General features: G+C 67.0%; 13 protein-coding genes. 5 read left to right on the forward strand and 8 right to left on the reverse strand.

Annotated elements, in window-relative coordinates:
• Nucleotides 1–825: 825 nt before the first annotated feature.
• Nucleotides 826–5,277, reverse strand: a complete 4,452-nt coding sequence (locus tag ACTZWT_RS19085) for a cytochrome P450 (RefSeq protein WP_444771246.1) — start codon at nt 5,275–5,277, stop codon at nt 826–828.
• Between the two features lie 42 nt (nt 5,278–5,319).
• Nucleotides 5,320–7,077, reverse strand: a complete 1,758-nt coding sequence (locus ACTZWT_RS19090) for a tetratricopeptide repeat protein (RefSeq protein ID WP_444771247.1) — start codon at nt 7,075–7,077, stop codon at nt 5,320–5,322.
• A 253-nt stretch (nt 7,078–7,330) separates the two neighbouring features.
• Here ACTZWT_RS19090 and ACTZWT_RS19095 point away from each other — a divergent pair, with 253 nt between their 5' ends.
• A complete protein-coding gene (locus ACTZWT_RS19095; RefSeq protein ID WP_444771248.1) occupies nt 7,331–8,299 on the forward strand; it encodes a S8 family serine peptidase in 969 nt (322 codons plus the stop codon).
• A gap of 18 nt (nt 8,300–8,317) precedes the next feature.
• On the opposite strand, the gene modC is transcribed toward ACTZWT_RS19095, so the two are convergent.
• From modC to ACTZWT_RS19115, 4 genes are all read right to left on the reverse strand, one after another.
• Nucleotides 8,318–9,451, reverse strand: coding sequence for a molybdenum ABC transporter ATP-binding protein (gene modC, locus ACTZWT_RS19100; protein WP_444771249.1), 1,134 nt, complete (start codon nt 9,449–9,451; stop codon nt 8,318–8,320).
• Nucleotides 9,448–10,137, reverse strand: a complete 690-nt coding sequence (modB, locus tag ACTZWT_RS19105; protein WP_444771250.1) for a molybdate ABC transporter permease subunit — start codon at nt 10,135–10,137, stop codon at nt 9,448–9,450. Before modB ends, modC begins: the two co-directional genes overlap by 4 nt.
• A 255-nt stretch (nt 10,138–10,392) precedes the next feature.
• Complete coding sequence (modA, locus tag ACTZWT_RS19110) at nt 10,393–11,199, reverse strand: molybdate ABC transporter substrate-binding protein (RefSeq protein ID WP_444771281.1); 807 nt, start codon at nt 11,197–11,199, stop codon at nt 10,393–10,395.
• A gap of 95 nt (nt 11,200–11,294) precedes the next feature.
• Nucleotides 11,295–12,086 (reverse strand): TOBE domain-containing protein, encoded by a 792-nt coding sequence (locus ACTZWT_RS19115; RefSeq protein WP_444771251.1) that lies wholly within the window; start codon nt 12,084–12,086, stop codon nt 11,295–11,297.
• An 84-nt stretch (nt 12,087–12,170) separates the two neighbouring features.
• On the opposite strand from ACTZWT_RS19115, the gene ACTZWT_RS19120 reads away from it, so the two are divergent.
• Nucleotides 12,171–12,380, forward strand: coding sequence for a TOBE domain-containing protein (locus tag ACTZWT_RS19120; RefSeq protein ID WP_444771252.1), 210 nt, complete (start codon nt 12,171–12,173; stop codon nt 12,378–12,380).
• Nucleotides 12,381–12,589: 209 nt separating this feature from the next.
• On the opposite strand, the gene ACTZWT_RS19125 is transcribed toward ACTZWT_RS19120, so the two are convergent.
• Nucleotides 12,590–13,507 carry a hypothetical protein gene (locus ACTZWT_RS19125; protein ID WP_444771253.1) on the reverse strand — a complete coding sequence of 306 codons (918 nt, stop codon included), beginning with the start codon at nt 13,505–13,507 and terminating at the stop codon, nt 12,590–12,592.
• A gap of 385 nt (nt 13,508–13,892) precedes the next feature.
• Here ACTZWT_RS19125 and ACTZWT_RS19130 point away from each other — a divergent pair, with 385 nt between their 5' ends.
• The 3 genes from ACTZWT_RS19130 to ACTZWT_RS19140 all read left to right on the forward strand — a co-directional run bounded on the left by ACTZWT_RS19130 (nt 13,893) and on the right by ACTZWT_RS19140 (nt 17,093).
• Nucleotides 13,893–14,375: a Dps family protein gene (locus tag ACTZWT_RS19130; RefSeq protein WP_444771254.1), complete on the forward strand. Its 483-nt coding sequence runs from the start codon at nt 13,893–13,895 to the stop codon at nt 14,373–14,375.
• A gap of 290 nt (nt 14,376–14,665) precedes the next feature.
• Nucleotides 14,666–15,667, forward strand: coding sequence for a cytochrome-c peroxidase (locus ACTZWT_RS19135; protein WP_444771255.1), 1,002 nt, complete (start codon nt 14,666–14,668; stop codon nt 15,665–15,667).
• A 283-nt stretch (nt 15,668–15,950) separates the two neighbouring features.
• Complete coding sequence (locus ACTZWT_RS19140) at nt 15,951–17,093, forward strand: NapC/NirT family cytochrome c (protein ID WP_444771256.1); 1,143 nt, start codon at nt 15,951–15,953, stop codon at nt 17,091–17,093.
• Nucleotides 17,094–17,124: 31 nt separating this feature from the next.
• On the opposite strand, the gene ACTZWT_RS19145 is transcribed toward ACTZWT_RS19140, so the two are convergent.
• Nucleotides 17,125–17,694, reverse strand: a complete 570-nt coding sequence (locus ACTZWT_RS19145; RefSeq protein WP_444771257.1) for a DUF2478 domain-containing protein — start codon at nt 17,692–17,694, stop codon at nt 17,125–17,127.
• Nucleotides 17,695–18,051: the final 357 nt, after the last annotated feature.

Consider the following 18,051-nt stretch of genomic DNA (forward strand, 5'->3'; position numbering starts at 1 on the left):
CCCTGTCAAACAGCCACGGCTCTTTGTTCTCGCGGCTCGCTGAGCCCGAGCTTTGCACCCGTCGCTTCACAGCGAGGGGTGGGGGCGCGCCGAAAGGCGCGAAGGTGGTGAGTGTCGCGATGGCTTTGCGGACCATCGCGCAACGCCTCGTCGGCGCGCCCACCGCGGCGGTTTTGGGCATCGGGACCGTTCTTCCGGGAACACAGCGGTGCGGGATCTCCCCGGCCTTGCTGCGCCCGTCCAGCCACGAAAGCGGCAGCCGCTCGTAGTAGCGGCGGACGGTGACCTCTGCCTCCCGGACGCGTGCTTGCGAGGCACGACGCGCAGGACGCCGCGTCCGTCCGACTCCACCGGCCGAGCCGGCATTGCCGAACTATCATCGGGGCTGGTTTCCCAACCCGTCGATCTGTCCCGCTTTTACGACGCCTCGCGAAGCGCCCCTCACGGACAGGACAACGCGGACTATAATCATAATAGGAATTTTGTCAAGAGGCGCGCAAAGGGAGATTCGTCTTGGCGAGGAGCGCAGCGACGAAGCCATCCAGTCTCGTGCGCTGCGCCTGGATTGCTTCGCCTTCGGCTCGCAATGACGCTGAGCTCGGTCGTCATTCCGGGGCGCCGCGCAGCGGCGAACCCGGAATCTCGAGCCGTTCGTCTAGCCTCCGCGCAACAACCTCTGGATTCCGGGTTCGCTCAGCTTCGCTGCGCGCCCCGGAATGACGAACGCGAGGCTGGCGCGCGGCGCGCTGTGCGGGCCGATGCGTCAATACTCGATTGCGCTTCGCTCCATCGAGGCTACCGGCTACTTCACGCGTGACAACGCCCTCACGCCAGATCGATCAGATATTGCAGCGCGGACCTGCTCGGCATGAAGAAGTAACCGCCGCCCTTCACCGTGACGTAGCTGTGGATGCCGTGCAGGGTCAGCGGGCCGGCGGCGGTCGGGATGGTGAAGACGCGCTTCTCCGCCGGATCGTCCGGCGCCGACGAGATGATCGGGTCCGGCTCGTTGCTGAGGCCGTGGAACGACGGCGACGATACCCAGGATTGCTGCACCAGTTCGAACTGGCGTTCGACGTCGGCGCAGACCGCGACGAACAGCAGGCCCTTTTCCGGCTTGCCGTCGCCGCCCTGCCCGGTTTCGAACGAGCGGCCGCGGCGCAGCAGCCGGTGCCTTGCGGTCAGCTGCTGCTGCGTCGGATCGTCGGGCTGCAGGCTGTCGCGCGGATTGGCGCGGCGGATATGCGCGCCGAACGGACAATGCAGCCCCTGCGGATCCTGCTGGCCGTAGCTGAAATCATTGTCGCGGTCGTAGGGCCTTCTGGCGTCACCGCGTGATTTCGCCCGGCGGGTGTTGAACGTGGCGGTGTTCGGCTGGTCGACCAGCGGCACGCCGTTGCGCCAGCGGCCCATCATCTTCGCCGCAACCCACTCGGCGCTCGGGGTCTCGCCGATCACCGCGGCGAGGTCGCGATATTTCGACAGCTCCTGCGCCTTCGCTTCGGTGAAGGCCGTGAAGCCGTCGACGTCCTGCACGAACTGGCGGATCGCCAGAAAAGTCCCGTTGCGGCCGAAATCGCGCACCGGCTTCGCCGGCGCATCCGAGCGGAAATTCGGAAACCGGCTGGGCAGCGCGTCCGGCAGGATCGGCAGATGATTGGCCGGATCGGAAGAGCTCGCCACCGTGGCGCTCGGCGGGAAGTAACCCTGATTGTTGCGATAGCCGAGGATGAACTCGCCGGGCTCGACGATGTCGCGCGCCGGCACGCCCTTGGCGAAGCGCTGCGTGCCCTTGATCACCGGCTGCGAAATGCCGTCGACGAAGCCGAAATGCTCGTACTCCAGCGAGGTCTTCGGACCGTCCGGCGTGTCGACTGTCGGCGGGCTGGTCTCGACCACGTGGAGCAGCGCGCCGCTCCCGCCGAGCAAGGCGGCGTGACGATCGAGCGCGGCGCGGCAGATTTCGGCCGATTTGCCGTAGACGAACAGCGCGACATCGGCCGCCGCGACCTCGTCATGGCCGTCGCGCGCGGCATCGACCCAATCCCAGCGCTCCGGCTTCGACGCGCCGGTGTCGCGCAGGATGTTGGCACGATGGGACATGCCGATGTTGAACGCGGTCGGGAACGTCGTCAGCCCGTCATTGGCGTTGCGCGCCGACAGGCCGAGGCTGGCCAGGCCGCTCGCCGAGAACGCCACGAAGGTCGCGACATTTTCCGCGGCGTCGCCGCCCTTGAACGGGCGATCGCCGAAGGTGACGGCGCTGACGGAGCGCTGCGCGGCAGCGTCCTGCAGCAGCCCCGCCTCCGGCATGATCGCGCGCAGCCAGGCCTTGCTGGCGGCGCGGTCGGCCGGCAGCCGCAGCAGCGCGGTCGCGGTGTGGTCGAGCTGCCCCATCGCGCGGAACACCAGCGACTGCACCTCCGGGGTTTCGATCGCATAGTCAGGCCGCGTCATCGAGCCGAAGCAGTCGAGCCACGCCCGCGCCGCGCTGTCGGTCGAGGCGCGGACCAGCCCGTCATGGATCATCGCGTTGCGGCGGATCTCGTCGGTGGTGAGCTGCGGGTAGCGGTTGAACCAGAACTGTGTCGGCACCTGCTGCCGACGCACCCAGCGCTTGAAGCGGTCGCCGTCCTGGGCGCCGTCGAAGATCAGGAAGCGGGTGCGCGGGAAGCCGACGCCGTTGCTCCACGCCGCCGACTGGCCGGCATGGGCCTTCATCACGAAGTCCTCCAGATAGCTCTCCCAGCTACCATCGTAATTGGCGAGGAAGATCAGCTTGTCGGTGCCGGGCGGCCTGAACCATTTCGCCTTGTGGATGGTGCCCATGTTGAGCACGAAGCCGGGGCGATACCAGTGCGTCACCAGCTCCTTGATGCCCCACAGCGACAGCGCCAGCGTCAGCTTCCTGAACCAGCCGGGCTTCAGCGCGGTGACGGCGGTGATGTGGTTCTGCGCGAAGCCGGGATGATTCTCGCTGGCGGCGATCTCGCGGACCTTGGCGAGATCGGGATCGCTGTCGTCGGGGACGTCGCGCGACTCGTAGTAGTTCAGCACCAGCAGGAACAGCCCGCCGAGCGCCGCGAGCGTCAGCGCCACCAGCATCAGCCCGCCGACCACGGCCAGCGCGATCCGGCCGATATAGGTCGCGTCCGAATACGGCTCGATCGCGAAGTAGATCGCCTGGCTGGCGATCAGCACCAGCGCGATGAGGATCGCGCCGATCCACTGGAAGGTCGGCGAGCCGAGCAGCGACAGCAGCGAGTCGGTGCCGGAGCGCGAGACCCAGTCGGAGATCCTGAGCCGCCGCCGGCTCGGCCGGATCAGATATTGGGTGAACGCCGCGCCGCGCGCGAACAGCGCCTGCAGCCGCTCTTTGCGCGGCGAGTCCGGCGACTGATCGATGATCCGCTTCAGCTCGGGGTCCTGCCGGATCAGCTTGCGGACATAGCCGAGCGCGACCATCGCGCGGCTGCCGAGGCAGGCGTGGCTTTCGAGATAGTCCTCCAGCGCGTCCTGGGCGAACTGCGCCAGCTCGCGCTGGCGGATGATGTCGGCGACGGCGAATTCCGGCGTGCCGTTGAAGTTGAGCCCGATCGCGCCCCACGGCCGGGTCTGCAGATCGAGCGTGTTGTCGCGGAGGATGTCGGCGAGCGCCGCGCCGGCCGGCGCATCGGCCTGCGCGAAGATCGGCGCCAGCCATTGCTCCGCCTCGTGCACCACGGCGCGGATCGCGCCGTCGGGCGTGCCGTCGGCATTGAGCTCGAGCAGCAGATGCGGCGCGGGCTGCTCCGGCGTGCCGGCGTCGATCAGCGTCATCGAGGCGAAGTGGATGATGCCGGTCGCCTGCAAGGCGGCGACCACGTCCGGCCGCGCCGGATTGCCGAGCGCGGTGATCTGCGCCCGCAAGGCGTCGAGATCGGCGCCGGCGCGCAGCGGCGCGCAGATCACCACCATGTTCTGGGTCTGCGGCGCGACGCGCGGCTCGAACTCCATGTCGAGCCGGCGCGGGAACGGGCCGACCCAGCCGATCGAGCCATAAGTGTCGGACGCGGTGCGCAGATTCGGCTGCTTCAGCAGCACGCGAAAGACTTCGGTGATCTGCGCGGCCGCGACGTGCATGCCGAGGCAGGCATGGGCGCCGTCGCCGAACATCAGGCCGGTGGCGTTCGGCCGGTCGGCGCGAAACGATCCCGGCGACACGAAGGCGCGCTTGTCGCGCAGCGCCGACATCGTCGCCACCATCAGCACCGAGCCGGCCTTGACGCGTCGCTGCCGGCTGGTGTTGTGGGCGATCACGCCGTCCTGCGTCGCGTAGCGCCACTGCCCCGGTGCCAGCGCCGGATTGAGCCGGCCGGCTTCGAGCAGGATCGCCTGCAGCCCGGCGGCATCGTCCCGGCCGGCGCAGGCGATCGCTTCCGCCCACTCGTTCGGCCGGCGCAGCAGCTCCTCCAGCATCTTGCCGGCGGCGAGCGTGTTGGTCGGGATGAAGCCGGTGACGAGGCCGACCAGAATGGCGCGGATCTCGTCCTCGGTGACGACGCCGTCGTTCGACTGCGCCACCAGGCGCCCGACCACGGTGTCGGTTTCCGGCGCGGCCTTGGCGCGGGCGATCGCGCGGTCGATCACGTCGCGGACCTGCGCGGCGCCGTTCAGCGCCAGCCGCCGCGTCGCGGCATTGCCGAACGGATCGGCGAACAGCAGCGCCGAGATCGACATCGCCCATTCGGCGAAGGCGTCCGGATCCTCCGGTTCGAGCCCGAAATAACCGCAGCAGGTCTCGGTCGCGACCCGCGTCATCAGGTCCTTCATGACGTCGATGCGGCCGCCCGAGGCGTCGATCAGGATCGTCGTGTAGTGCGCGGACAATTGCCTGATGCGGTCGAGATCGGCGGGGCGCAGGACGCTGCGGATGATGGCGTTCTGGCGGTCGTGCTCGGGGCCTTCGAGGCCGAGTACGAAATTGGTGCCGCCGGCGAGCTCGGTCATCTCCAGCCCGTAGGGCACCTCGAACACGCCGGGCTGGGCCAGCACCTCGCGGACGTCGGCCTCGCGGGTGACGATCACCAGACGCCCGAATTGCGGATTGGGCCAGAACTCGCGGAAGACGTAAAGCGCCGCCCGCATCAGCGAGCCGAACGCCCGACTGGTCCAGCGTTTCAGCGTGGTGTCGGCGCCGAGGTCGTCGAGGTTGAACGGAAGGATCGGAGCGGGCTGGGCAGAAGCGGCGTCGGACTGGGCCTTCTTGATCGCGTCATAGTACTTGAGCGTGAGCATCGGTCACCTCAGCAAATACTTCAAAAAAATCGCTTTCGCCGATCAGTTCGGCAGAAACTGCGCGGGACCCTCCTGACTGTCGCGCTCCAGCCAGTCCGCGTCGCGGCCCGGAACCATTTTCAGGCCTTCGACGAAATGGTCAATCCATGTTCTGTCGACGAATGGCAACCATTCGATGTATCGCCGGGAAAAATTCGGCTTGACAGCAAGTAATTCTTCGACAGCGACGCGGGCGGCGCCGAGATTGCCGCTGCGCGCCAGCGCGTTGATCCGGATGACGTGCGCGTACCAATAGGCCGGGCGGCGGGCCAGCGACAGCGAGGCGTGCTCGGCCGCCTCGGCCCAGCGGCCGAGCATGGTGTGGGACAGTCCCAGCTCGCCGAGCGCATAAAAGATGTTCGGGTCGTTCGAGCTCAGCCGCAGCGATGCCTTGAGGTGATCGATCGCCTTCGCCGGCTCGCCGGCGAGATTGTAGCAGCCGCCGAGCTGGGCGTGCGCCAGAGCCAGGCTCGGGTTGAGCGCGATCGCGTGCTGCAGCAGGGTCCTGGCCTCCTGCGGATGGCGCAGCCACATCTCGGCGATGCCGGCGAGCATGAAGCCGCGGCCGTCGTCGGGATCGGCGAGGCTGGCCTGCTGCGCCAGCTTGCGCATCCGCAGCACCTGGTCCTGCGGCTGGCGGCCGGCCCAGATCGACCAGCCGAGCGCCGAAGTGGTCTGGATCAGCGCCTCGGCCGACCCCGGATCGAGCGCCAGCGCCTCGGCGAACAGCTTCTGCGCCATTTCGGAATCGGCGCGGGTCAGCCGGTTGAGGTGCCAGCGCCCGCGCCAGATCAGGTCGCTGACGCCGAGCGCGTCCTGGCGCTTGTTGCGGATGCGGATCTGCTCGGCGTGTTCGATCCTGGTCTCGAGCTGCGCCACCAGCTCGTTGACGAACTGCTCGAGTTCGTCGCGCAGCGCCGGCGATTGCAACGTGAAGCGCCGCGACCAGATCGCATAGCCGGTCGCCGCCTCCGACAGGCTGGCCGAGACGCCGAACGATTCGTAGGCGCGATACAGATGCCCCTCGATCAGATAATGCGCGCCGAGCCGCTGGCCGATCACCTTGCGGTCGATGGTGTCGGCGAACGAGAAGCTCGAGCTGCGCGCGATCACCGGCAGCCAGCGAATCCGCGACAGGCCGACGATCAGTTCCTCGCTGATGCCCTCGGAGAGATAGTCCAGCGTCTCGTCGCCGGTGACATTGGTGAACGGCAGCACCGCGATCGCCTGATTGCCGGTGAAGCCGACCGGCGGCTGGCTGGTGTCGAGGATGTGACTCGGCAGCCCGCCCGGCAATGGCGCGGCCGGCGACGGCGCGCGCGGCCCCCGCGTCAGCCGCGTGCGCTGCTCGCGCAGCCAGTCGCGGAAGCCGGCTTCACCCGGAATATCGAAGCCTTCGAGAAACTCGCCGGCGGTTTTCGGATCGGCGTTCGGATCGAGCGCGTCGACAACGATGCGGTCGAGCCGCAGGCGGACGCGGTCACGATCGCTGACCAGCAGCTCGAGGTCGCCGCCATTGAGAAGCTTTCGCAGATTCGACAATTCGCGGCGCAGGCTGCCCGCCGCTTCGGAATGGCCGCGACTGCCCCACAATCGATCCTGCAGCCAGCCGCGGGTGCGCTCACCATCGCGCGACATCGCCAGCATGGCGATGACCGCCGTCCCCTTCTTACTGGAGATTTCGATGCGTTGGCCGTCCGGCGTCGACAGTGCGAAAGGCCCCAGCAAGCTGACAGTGAAAAGCCCTGACGGCTCCGTCATATCCTCGACCACCCGGATTCAACTCAAAATAGCATTTTTCACGCGTCTATCACGTCAATTTCACGCCGGAAACAACTCGATAAGAAGACGAAGGGGAAGGCGATAAGGAAAAATGCGGATGCGCTCTTCCACGGGACGAAATTTCCCGGAGGGCGCTCGGAAATGGCCGCTTGGCCGCGGTCTGAGTGGCCTGCGGCCGGATGCGAGTAACTCGCATCACTGGTGGCGGCAAAGGCAGTGCGGGCAGGGTGGAATGGTAGGGGTAGCAGGGTCGGATTTCCAGCAGGAACTTCTGTTCGCGTTTGGTGGCGGAGATCCGCAGATCACCATCGCGGTGCTGGATGGTCCGGTGGACCGCACACATGACTGTTTTCGCGGCGCGCGGCTGATTCCGCTCCACACCGCGGCGGCGGTGCGATGTGCCGATGAGTTCGCGAGCGCGCAGGGCACGCATCTTGCGAGCCTGATCTTCGGTCAGGCCTGCAGCTCGGTCGAAGGCGTCGCGCCGCTGTGCCGCGGGCTGAGCGCACCGATCTTCAGCGACGACCGGCCGGGTTGCTCGCAAGCCGACCTGGCGCAGGCGATCGTCATGGCGCTGGATCACGGCGCCCACATCATCCACATCAGCGGCGGATTGTTCGAGGGGCGGCGGCAACCGACCGCCGAGCTGAGCGCGGCCGTGGCGCAGTGCAACGACCACAACGCGCTGATCGTCGCCGGCGCCGGCCGCGACGGCTGCGCCGCCCTGCTGCGCCGCTGCGGCGCGGCGAACCTTCTGCCGGTCGGCGCGATCGACAAATACGGCCGGCTGATCGGCGGCGGCGACGCCAGCCTGCACGACATCGGCATCGCCGTGCCGGGCGCCAGACTGATCGGCGCGACGCTGGAAGGCGGCATCAGCGAACGCCGCGGCGCGAACTACTCGGCCGCACTGATCGCCGGCATTGCCGGGCTGCTGCTCGGGGCGCAGACCGCCATCGGTCAGACGCCGGACCCCGGCGCGACCGTCGAGGCGATCCTCGGCAGCGCGACGCCACGCCTCGCGGCGCGGGCCGACGAGTGCCAGCGCGCCTGGATCGGCCGGGCGAATGTCGAAGCCGCCGCGGCGCGCTTGACCGGCGTGATGTATGACAGCGCCGCCAACTCGCCGTTCGGATTCTGGCATCTGGCCCAGACCAACCCGCAATCGTCGGATCACGTCGCGTTTCGACCGCGAGCGTGACTGCGCCGCACGGAATGATTACTTCGCGGCTTCGCCCGCGACTCCGCGCTCCGGCGCCAACGCCACGCCCTTGACCTGCGCGAACACGTCGATGCCCTCGGCGAGCTGCAACTGATCCCACGACCGCCGCGTCACCCGCGCCAGCAGCCGGGCGCCCCGCCCGTCGGCGCCGAGCGCGAGCACGACCAGAATTTCGTTCGGCCCGACCGGCGAGGTCGCGACGATCCGTGCCGGCAGCGCGTTGAGGATCGAGGTGCCGTGCGGCGCCTCGCGCGCGAGGCTGACGTCGCCGGCGGCGATCCTGATCCGCCGGCTGTCACCGGTCGCCACCGGCGCGGACGGCACCAGCAGGTGACCGCCATCGATCCGCAGCGTCAGCAGGCCGTAGCCGGGATCATAGGCTTCGACGACGGCATCGAAATTCACCGCGGCGTCGCGCGCGGTCGCCAGCGGCAGCGCCGGATCGCTCTGCAATTCGTGCAGCGGGCCAGCGGCGAGAACCGTGCCCGCCCGCATCAGCACCAGATGATCGGCGAGGCGCTCGATCTCGGCCATGTCGTGGCTGACATAGATCACCGGCAGCGACAGCCTGGCATGCAGCCGCTCAAGGAACGGCAGGATTTCGTCCTTGGTCAGCCGGTCGAGCGCCGACAGCGGTTCGTCCATCAGCAGCAGTTTCGGCTGCGACAGCAGCGCGCGGCCGATCGCGACGCGCTGGCGCTCGCCGCCCGAGAGATTGCGCGGCGCGCGCGCGAGCAGCCGCGACAGTCCGAGCAGGTCAATCACTTCGTCAAACGCGATCTCACCCGTGGATGCGACCGCGCCGCTACGCGGCGCGCCGTACAGCAGATTGCCCCGCACCGACAGGTGCTGGAACAGGCTGGCTTCCTGAAACACGTAGCCGATCGGCCGCTGATGCGGCTTCAGGAAGGTCGCCTCGTCCTGCCAGACATCGCCGTCGACGTCGCAACGGCTGCCCGGCAGATACTGCAATCCCGCAAGGCAGCGCAGCACCGTGGACTTGCCGCAGCCGCTCGGCCCGAACAGGCCGGTGATGCCGGTCGCCGGCACGCTGAACGACGCGTCGAGCGCAAAGCCGCCGAGCCGGCCGCGGAATTCGCCACGAATGCTGCGCGGTGCGATCGCCCTCATCCGCGGATCCGTGCGGTGCGTTTCTCCAGCATCATCATGGTGAGAATCACCACGAAGGCGAACGCGGCCATGCCGCCGGCGAGGATATTGGCCTCGCGCCATTGCGAGGTCTCGACATAATCGTAGATCGCCACCGACAGCACCTTGGTGCTGCCGGGGATGTTGCCGCCGATCATCAGCACGATGCCGAATTCGCCGACGGTGTGGGCGAAGCCGAGCACTGAGCCTGCGAGAAAGCCCGGCCGCGCCAGCGGCACCGCCACCGTCCAGAACGCCTTCAGCGGCGAGGCGCGCAGCGTCGCGGCGACTTCCAGCGGCCGGTCGCCGATCGCATCGAAGGCGTTGCGGATCGGCTGCACCACGAATGGCATCGAATAGATCACCGAGCCGAACACCAGCCCGCCGAACGTGAAGGCCAGCGTGCGCCCGCCCCACAGGCTCGCCAGCGCGCCGCCCGGACCGTCAGGCCCCATCAGCACCAGCAGATAGAAGCCGAGCACGGTCGGCGGCAGCACCAGCGGCATCGCCACGATGGCGGCGACGCCCTCCTTCCACGCCGCCTTCGACCGCGCCAGCCACCACGCGATCGGCGTGCCGACGATCAGCAGGATGATCGTGGTGATGGCCGCGAGCTCGATGGTGAGCCAAACGGGCTGCCAGATGTCGGGGGGAAGGCCGGTCGTCATGAGTTAGTCATCTCGGCGTGATGCGCCGTCCTGACCTCTCCCCGCGCGCGGGGAGAGGTCGACCAACTGAGCGAAGCGAAGGCGGTCGGGTGAGGGGGCGCCTCGACAGGGCCGAGTCTCTCGGCCTCGCGGAGACGCCCCCTCACCCCGGCCCTCTCCCCGCGCGCGGGGAGAGGGAGCGAAGCGTCCTGCATGAAGCCGGATTGCTTCACTGCGCTCGCAATGACGGGAAGAAGCGCTCGCATGCAGCGTCGCTCAGCTCGCCTTGCCGGGCGCGACTTCGTAGCCGTACTTCTCGATGATCGCGCGCGCCTCGGGGCCCTTCAGGAAGTCGACGAACGCCTTCGCGGCTTCGTTGTCCTCGCCCTTCTTCAGCAGCACGGCGTCCTGGGTGATCGGCGTGTACAGATTCTGCGGCACCATCCAGCGCGAGCCGTCCTTGTCGTTGATCACCTGCGACAGCGCGACGAAGCCGACCTCCGCATTGCCGGTCTGCACGAACTGATAGGCCTGGGTGATGTTGGCGCCCTCGACCAGCTTCGGTTTGAGATCGGCAGCGAGCTTCAGCGACTCCATCGTCTCGACCGCGGCGGCGCCGTAGGGCGCGGCGGTCGGATTGCAGATCGACAGCTTGGCGAATTTGCCCTCCTTCAGCGTCTCCTCGCCCTTCACCATGCCGGGCGACTTGCTCCACAGCACCAGCTTGCCGACCGCGTAGGTGAAGCGGCTGCCCCTGACGCCGAGCGGACTCTCCTCGAGCTTCTGCGGCCGCGCCGAGTCCGCCGACAGGAACACCTGGAACGGCGCGTCCTGATTGATCTGGGTGAAGAACTGGCCGCTGGAGCCGAAGCTCAGGACCGCCTCGTGGCCGGTCTTCTTCTGGAACGCCGCGGCGATTTCCCTCGCGGCCTCGGTGAAGTTGGCGGCGACCGCGACATTGGTGGAAGCGGCGAAGGCCTGACCGGCCGACAGGCCGACCGCGACGGCGCCGAGCAGCGCGAGTTTGAGGACGTGTTTCAAGGCATGTCTCCTAAGCGTGGACGATGAACTCTCATCCGTCATTGCGAGGAGGCGCAGCCGACGAAGCAATCCAGCCACTTGCGGGGCGCTCCTTGCTTCGTCGCTTCGCTCCTCGCAATGACGCGGATGCATGGGGATCAGTCGATGGCGACGATGACGTGGGCGGCGTCGAACAGCGCGCAGGCCGGATCGCCGGGGGACAGCTTCATGTCGATGGCGCTGCGCGCGGTGATCGAGGCGGCGAGCGTCTTGTCGTCGCCGATGTCGAGCACGATCTCGGCATTGACGGCGGAGACGTCGGCGCGGCGGACCACGCCGCGCACGCAATTGCGCGCCGACACCATCGGCGCGGTGGCGCCCGGCGAGATCAGCACGAACGGCGCCTTGATCAGCACGATCACCTCGCGTCCGACCACGAGGCCCAGGCTGCGCACGCTCTCGCTGGTCAGCAGCGCGTAGATCGTGGTGTCGGCCGACACCGCGACCGCGACCTCTGCGCTCAGCGTGTCGGAATTGATCTCGGTGATGGTGCCGCGGAGGGCGTTGCGGGCGCTGGTTTTCATGAAGAATCCGGAGACGAGATTGAGCGGGGAGATGCCGGTGCCGGCGAGGTCCGGCTCGAGATTGCGGAACACCCTCGCCATCTCGGCCTCGAGCCGGCCGAACGCCTCGATCACCCGCAGGCCGGTCGCCGTCAGCACCGCGCCGCCACCGGCCTTGCCGCCGGTTCTTGTTTCCAGCAGCGGGCGGCCGAACATGTTGGTCATCGCGTCGAGCGCGTCCCACGCCGCCTTGTAGCTCAGGCCCGCCGCCTTGGCGCCAGCGGTGATGCTGCCCTCGCGCGCCACCGCCTGCAGCAGCCGGATGCGATCGCGGCCGACGCCGGAGATGTCCTTGGTCTTCAGGGTGACCGTGGCCTCGATTGGCATAAAGACGGGCTCGCCGATGGTTATATAGATGATCTACATAACGCTAACCCCGATCGGGACATTCCGCAACCAGGAGATTCGGCTATGAAGATCAGCGCCCGCAACCAGCTCAAGGGCAGCATCATCGACATTCAGAAGGGCGCCACCACCTCGCATGTCCGCATCGACATCGGCGGCGGCGCGGTCGTCACCGCGGCGATCACCAACGAGGCGGTCGACGAGCTGAAGCTCGCCAAGGGCCAGGCGGCCATGGCGGTGATCAAGGCCTCGGACGTGCTGGTGGCGATCGACTGACCTAACCGGAAATCAAGCCCCCTCCTTCCACACCGTCATGCCCGGGCTCGACCCGGGCATCCACGTCTGACGGGGGTGCGGCAAGAAGAACGTGGATGGCCGGGCCTTCGCCGCGCCGAAGGGGCTCCGGCCCCGCAGGCGGGACGAAGCCCGGCCATGACGAAAACTGTGAGCGCACCGCGCGTCGGCGCCCGTCTTCGGCGCAGCGCTCAGAACAGGTAGTTGAGACGCAGCATCGCCTGGTGGCGCTCGAAATTATCGAGATCGAGGCGCCGCGGATCGTTGATCGCCCTGCCCGCCACCTGCGTGCTCCAGGTGCCCGACAGCCCGACATTGTGCGCCAGATGCATCGAGAAGGTCGGGCCCAGATACACCGCGTCGCCGAGGAAGCGGTCGAGGCCGAGGCCGTCATAGGCCCGCAGATAGCGCGCCTCGGCTCCGACGATGAGATCCGGACCGACCTTATAGGACACGGCGCCGTTCACCGAGATCTCCGAATCGCGCGACCACGTATTGGTGAGTTCGCGCGACGCGCCGCCGGAGTACCAGACGTTGACGGTGGCGAACAGCGTGTTGCGGATCAGTTCCTTGTCCATCAGCGCGGCGAATTCGCTGCCATAGGTCTGGACGTCGAAGCCGGTGAGCTCATCGAACCTGTTCCACGCCGGCGCGGCGTGCAGCGTCAGGCCGAACGGCATCACGTCGCGGTCGAGCAGCTTGTAGCGGAATTCGAGCGACGCGCCGGCCAGCGCTGTGCGGCGGTTGTCGATCATGTCCGGCACGCCGCTCACCCTCGTCGAGGCGAAACTGACGCCCGGCGCCACGCGAAAATTGTCGGTGAGCACGAACTTGACCTGCGACAGCACGCCGACGCCCGTATAGGAGCCGAAGCGCCGGTTGAAGCGCCCGACATTCTCGATCTCGAGCTCGATCTCGCCCTGCTTGCCGATGTCGGAGCCCATGCTGAAGCCGAAGATGTGCTCGGTATCGACGCCGTCGTGCTGAGCCTGCGCGTCGAGCAGCTCGGCGCGCGGCTTGACAGCCCGCACGGCGGCGCTGGTCGACGAGGCCGAGGCGGTGGACAGCCAGGACGGCGCGTCGCCGGCGTCCGCGGTGGCCGGCAGCATCGACCCGAGCGCCAGGGCGCCCAGCGCAACACAGAAAATCGATCTCCTGCGACGACCGTCCGCCGCATCAAATTGCAACAACATTCGACCCCCGAAATCGCAACGCAACTAATTCCGGGAACTAATTGCATGTGACAACGGGCCGTCGTCAAAGATTTTATTCTATAGGATCAATAAGTTAGAAGCCGTTTAGATTTGATCCAGAACAATGACATGGTAGTTAGCTACCAAAGATATTGATCGCATCATTCTTTCGTCGAACCCTGAAACGCGCAAAATCCGGAGATCGTTCAACTGATCGTGCCGGGGCGTGATAACGATGCCGGTCTGCGGCCGGCGCGTGCTCGCAAGGCGACCGACCGCGCAACTTTGACGAGGACATGACATGAAGAAGCCCCCCCAGATCAATATCGGCATCTCGGAGAAACATCGCGGCAAGATCGCCGACGGGCTGTCCCGGCTGCTGGCGGATTCCTACACGCTGTATCTGATGACCCATAATTTCCACTGGAACGTCACCGGGCCGATGTTCAACACGCTGCATGCGATGTTCATGGCACAATATACCGAGCAGTGGACCGCGCTGGATCAGATCGCCGAGCGCATCCGCGCGCTGGGCTTCCCGGCGCCCGGCACCTACAAGGAGTTCGTCAAGCTGGCCTCGATCGCCGAAGTCGAAGGTCAGCCGAAGGCGCTGGACATGGTGCGGCACCTGGTGTCGGCGCAGGAAGCCACCGCGCGCACCGCGCGCGAGCTGTTTCCGATCGTCGGCGAGGCCAACGACCAGCCGACCGCCGATCTTTTGACCCAGCGGCTCGACGTCCACGAAAAGACCGCCTGGATGCTGCGCAGCCTGCTCGAAGACTGACGTCGCGACCGTCACGCCAGCGATCCGGCGCCATGTGCGCCGGGTTGCCTGATGCGAGTAGGAACGACATTCGACCTTCGGGCTAGATCTGGCACGCCCCTTGGCTCAATGCCGGAAAAGCACTGACTTTCAAATAGTTGGAGGGAAGCCGACTGGATTGCCGGTGGCGCCGGGATTGACTCCGATCAAAGTCACCACCTGCGAATAAGAACTACTCTAGCGGTATTCCGCATCGCAGCGGAGTGACCCTGGGTCGCCCCTTCGATGCACATCCTGCCGGGGGTCTTTCCATGAAATTCGCCAACATGCTGCTGATGGCAACCGCCATCTCGCTGTCGCTGTCGTTGCCCGCCAGCGCGGCCAATGACGAGCCGATCTCGCCGATCAAGCCGGCGGTCGTGAAGGACGCCAAGCTGGTCGAACTCGGCAAGAAGCTGTTCTTCGATCCGCGGCTGTCGAAGTCGGGCTTCATCTCCTGCAACTCCTGCCACAACCTGTCGATGGGCGGCACCGACAACCTCAAGACCTCGATCGGCCACAACTGGCAGAAGGGCCCGATCAACGCGCCGACGGTGCTGAATTCGAGCCTCAACGTCGCGCAGTTCTGGGACGGCCGCGCGCTGACCCTGAAGGACCAGGCCGGCGGCCCGATCGCCAATCCGGGCGAGATGGCGTTCACGCATGATCTGGCGGTCGATCTGCTGAAGTCGATCCCCGGCTATGTCGGCGAATTCCAGTCGGTGTTCGGCAAGACCAGCACGATCGACATCGAGGAAGTGACGCGGGCGATTGCGGCGTTCGAGGAGACGCTGGTGACGCCGAATTCGCGGTTCGACAAATGGCTGAAGGGCGACAAGAAGGCGCTGACGCCGACCGAACTCGCCGGCTACGAACTGTTCAAGGATTCCGGCTGCACCGCCTGCCACAACGGCTCCGCGGTCGGCGGCAACACCTTCCAGAAGATGGGCCTGGTCGAGCCCTACAAGACCGACAATCCGGCCGAGGGGCGCTTCGCCGTCACCAAGGAGGAAGCCGACCGCTTCAACTTCAAGGTGCCGACGCTGCGCAATGTCGAGCTGACCTATCCCTACTTCCACGACGGCGCCGCGACCACGCTGTCCGACGCGGTCGACACCATGGGGCGGATCCAGCTCGGCAAGAAATTCACGCCGGCCGAGAACACCAAGATCGTCGCCTTCCTCAAGACCCTGACCGGCGACCAGCCCGACTTCAAGCTGCCGATCCTGCCGCCGTCGACCGACAAGACCACGCCGCCGAAGCCGTTCGACTGACGGCCGCTACGAACACGGCCTTCACCTCTCCCCGCACGCGGGGAGAGGTCGGATTGCGCAGCAATCAGGGTGAGCGAGGCCTCTCGACAAGTCAGACCTCGCGGTGACGCCCCCTCACCCGCCCGGCTTCGCTGCGCTACGCCGGGCGACCTCTCCCCGCGCGCGGGGAGAGGTGCCGCTGCCGCGCCGCTTCGAGCAATCTCGCACGGTCTGCGGACCGACGCCGATTCTGCATGACGGACTGACCGTCTTCGCGCAGGAATCAACTCGCGCAGGAAATGTCATGGGGCTTGGACCGAACGCTCGGTGGTCGCTGGTGCCGGTCGCGCTGCTGGCGGCGATCGCCGGCGTGGTCGCCTGGGGCGGCTTCAACACCGCGATGGAAGCCACCAACACGCTGGGCTTCTGCGTCTCGTGTCACGAGATGCGCGACAACGTCTATCAGGAATACAAGAAGACCGTGCACTACACCAATCCGTCCGGCGTGCGGGCGATCTGCTCGGACTGCCACGTGCCGCGCGACTGGCTGCACAAGGTGACGCGCAAGGTAACGGCGACCAAGGAGCTCTATCACTGGGCGATCGGCAGCATCGACACCAAGGAGAAGTTCGAAGCCAAGCGCCACGAGCTGGCGCGCCACGAATGGGACCGGATGCGCGCCAACGACAGCCGCGAATGCCGCAACTGCCATTCCTTCGAGGCGATGGACTTCCACAAGCAGAGCGCCAAGGCGGCGAGCGCGATGACCGCGGCGATGAAGGCCGGCAAGACCTGCATCGACTGCCACAAGGGCATCGCCCACACGCTGCCCGACATCACCGCGCGGCATCGCGCCGCCTTCGCGCAGCTCGCCGCGGAGGCCAAGGCGCTCACGCCGGCGACCGGCGCCACGCTCTACGCCATCGCCCGGACGCCGTTCCGGCTGGCGCGGGCGCAGGGCGAGCCCGACGGCGAGATCGCGCCGGCCGCGGCGGTGAGCGTGATCCGCAGCGACGGCGATGCGCTCGAGGTGGAATTGCAGGGCTGGCAGCGCGACGGCTCGCCGGAGATCCTGTATCAGCGCCCGGGCCAGCGCGTGCTGGTAGCGACGCTGAACGAGGCCGCGGTGGCGCAACTGACCCCGCTCGAAACCGTCACCGACGCCGACACCGACCAGCTCTGGACCCGCGCCCGGCTGCAGCTGTGGGTCGCCGCCGGCGGCTTTGCGCCGTCGCGCGATCCGCTGTGGCAGATCGGCGCCCGGATCAACGATGACAATTGCACGATGTGCCACGCGCTGCGGGAGCCCAGCGTCGCCACCGCCAATCAGTGGATCGGCCACATCAACGCGATGAAGCGCTTCACCGCGCTCGACGCCGACGAGATCGGGCTGCTGCGATCCTATCTGCAGAACCACGCCCGCGACGCCGCGCCGGAGAAGCCGTGACTGCTGTCGATCGCCCCGCCGCGTCGATTGCCTATTTGTAGACCTCGCACATCGTGGCGTGCGCGTTCGGCGCGCCGCCTCTGCCGCGCGGGGAGAGGTTCGACCACCACGCCTCCAGCGCGCCGCGATTGCAGGGCAGCCGCACGCTCATGCCGTCGGCGAAGCGGATCCAGGCGTCGAAGCGCTTGCTCGGCACGGCGATCACCAGCGGGATGTCGGCGCTCAGCGCCTGCACGATCAGATGCAGCAGCCCGCGGCCTTCGCTCTCCTGCTGACCGAAGCGATTGATGATGACGATATCGGCGCCCTGGTCGATCGCCGCGCCGACGCGGCCGCCGGCCGCCAGCAACTGGCCGGGATCGAGGCGGCAGCCGGACGCCTGCGAACCGAGATTCTGATACAGCGGCAGCTGCTCACCGCTGTGCACCAGCGTCGCCGACAATTGCGGCACCTCCGCCACGCGATGCGCGACCTGCACCAGCCCGACCGCGCGATAGCCGCGCGCATTGAGATCGGCGGCGAAGCCTCGCAGCAGCGCGTCGGGATCGTCGCCGGGGTCGTAGACCAGCGCCGCAAGATCGCATTGGGAATCGAACGTCATCGTCTGTCCGCCGGCACGCCGGCGCTCCACGGACGGCAGCACGCCCGACCGGCGCAATCGCCAAAGCCGGCCGTCGTCGTATATTTCAATATATAACGAGTTCGGTTGGGGATCAATTTGACCTTTGGGAGGGCTGCGTCGGCTCTCCCATCAGCCCCATACCCCGCCACCTGCGGATGCCTCTCATTTGAGAATTTTGTAATTTTATTGCGCAAATGGCCCCATAATCTTCGCCTTTGATGCGCGTCAAATCGACTGTTCCCGCCGCGTGCTAGTGCACCGCACACAAGGCTACGGCTTTACCACTGCGGAGGTTCGACCCCGCCGGTAGCCACTTCTGAAGGATCGAGACGAGGT

Source organism: Rhodopseudomonas sp. NSM, from assembly GCF_052445935.1.
Classification (GTDB): Bacteria; Pseudomonadota; Alphaproteobacteria; order Rhizobiales; family Xanthobacteraceae; genus Rhodopseudomonas.

Coding starts and splice junctions, on each gene's coding strand:
- ACTZWT_RS19140 (WP_444771256.1), top strand. CDS start 15,951: ATGGGGCTTGGACCGAACGCTCGGTGGTCGCTGGTGCCGGTCGCGCTG.
- ACTZWT_RS19125 (WP_444771253.1), bottom strand. CDS start 13,507: ATGCTGCCGGCCACCGCGGACGCCGGCGACGCGCCGTCCTGGCTGTCC.
- ACTZWT_RS19135 (WP_444771255.1), top strand. CDS start 14,666: ATGAAATTCGCCAACATGCTGCTGATGGCAACCGCCATCTCGCTGTCG.
- ACTZWT_RS19090 (WP_444771247.1), bottom strand. CDS start 7,077: ATGACGGAGCCGTCAGGGCTTTTCACTGTCAGCTTGCTGGGGCCTTTC.
- ACTZWT_RS19130 (WP_444771254.1), top strand. CDS start 13,893: ATGAAGAAGCCCCCCCAGATCAATATCGGCATCTCGGAGAAACATCGC.
- modC (WP_444771249.1), bottom strand. CDS start 9,451: ATGAGGGCGATCGCACCGCGCAGCATTCGTGGCGAATTCCGCGGCCGG.
- ACTZWT_RS19120 (WP_444771252.1), top strand. CDS start 12,171: ATGAAGATCAGCGCCCGCAACCAGCTCAAGGGCAGCATCATCGACATT.
- ACTZWT_RS19085 (WP_444771246.1), bottom strand. CDS start 5,277: ATGCTCACGCTCAAGTACTATGACGCGATCAAGAAGGCCCAGTCCGAC.
- ACTZWT_RS19095 (WP_444771248.1), top strand. CDS start 7,331: ATGGTAGGGGTAGCAGGGTCGGATTTCCAGCAGGAACTTCTGTTCGCG.
- modB (WP_444771250.1), bottom strand. CDS start 10,137: ATGACGACCGGCCTTCCCCCCGACATCTGGCAGCCCGTTTGGCTCACC.
- ACTZWT_RS19115 (WP_444771251.1), bottom strand. CDS start 12,086: ATGCCAATCGAGGCCACGGTCACCCTGAAGACCAAGGACATCTCCGGC.
- modA (WP_444771281.1), bottom strand. CDS start 11,199: ATGACGGATGAGAGTTCATCGTCCACGCTTAGGAGACATGCCTTGAAA.
- ACTZWT_RS19145 (WP_444771257.1), bottom strand. CDS start 17,694: ATGACGTTCGATTCCCAATGCGATCTTGCGGCGCTGGTCTACGACCCC.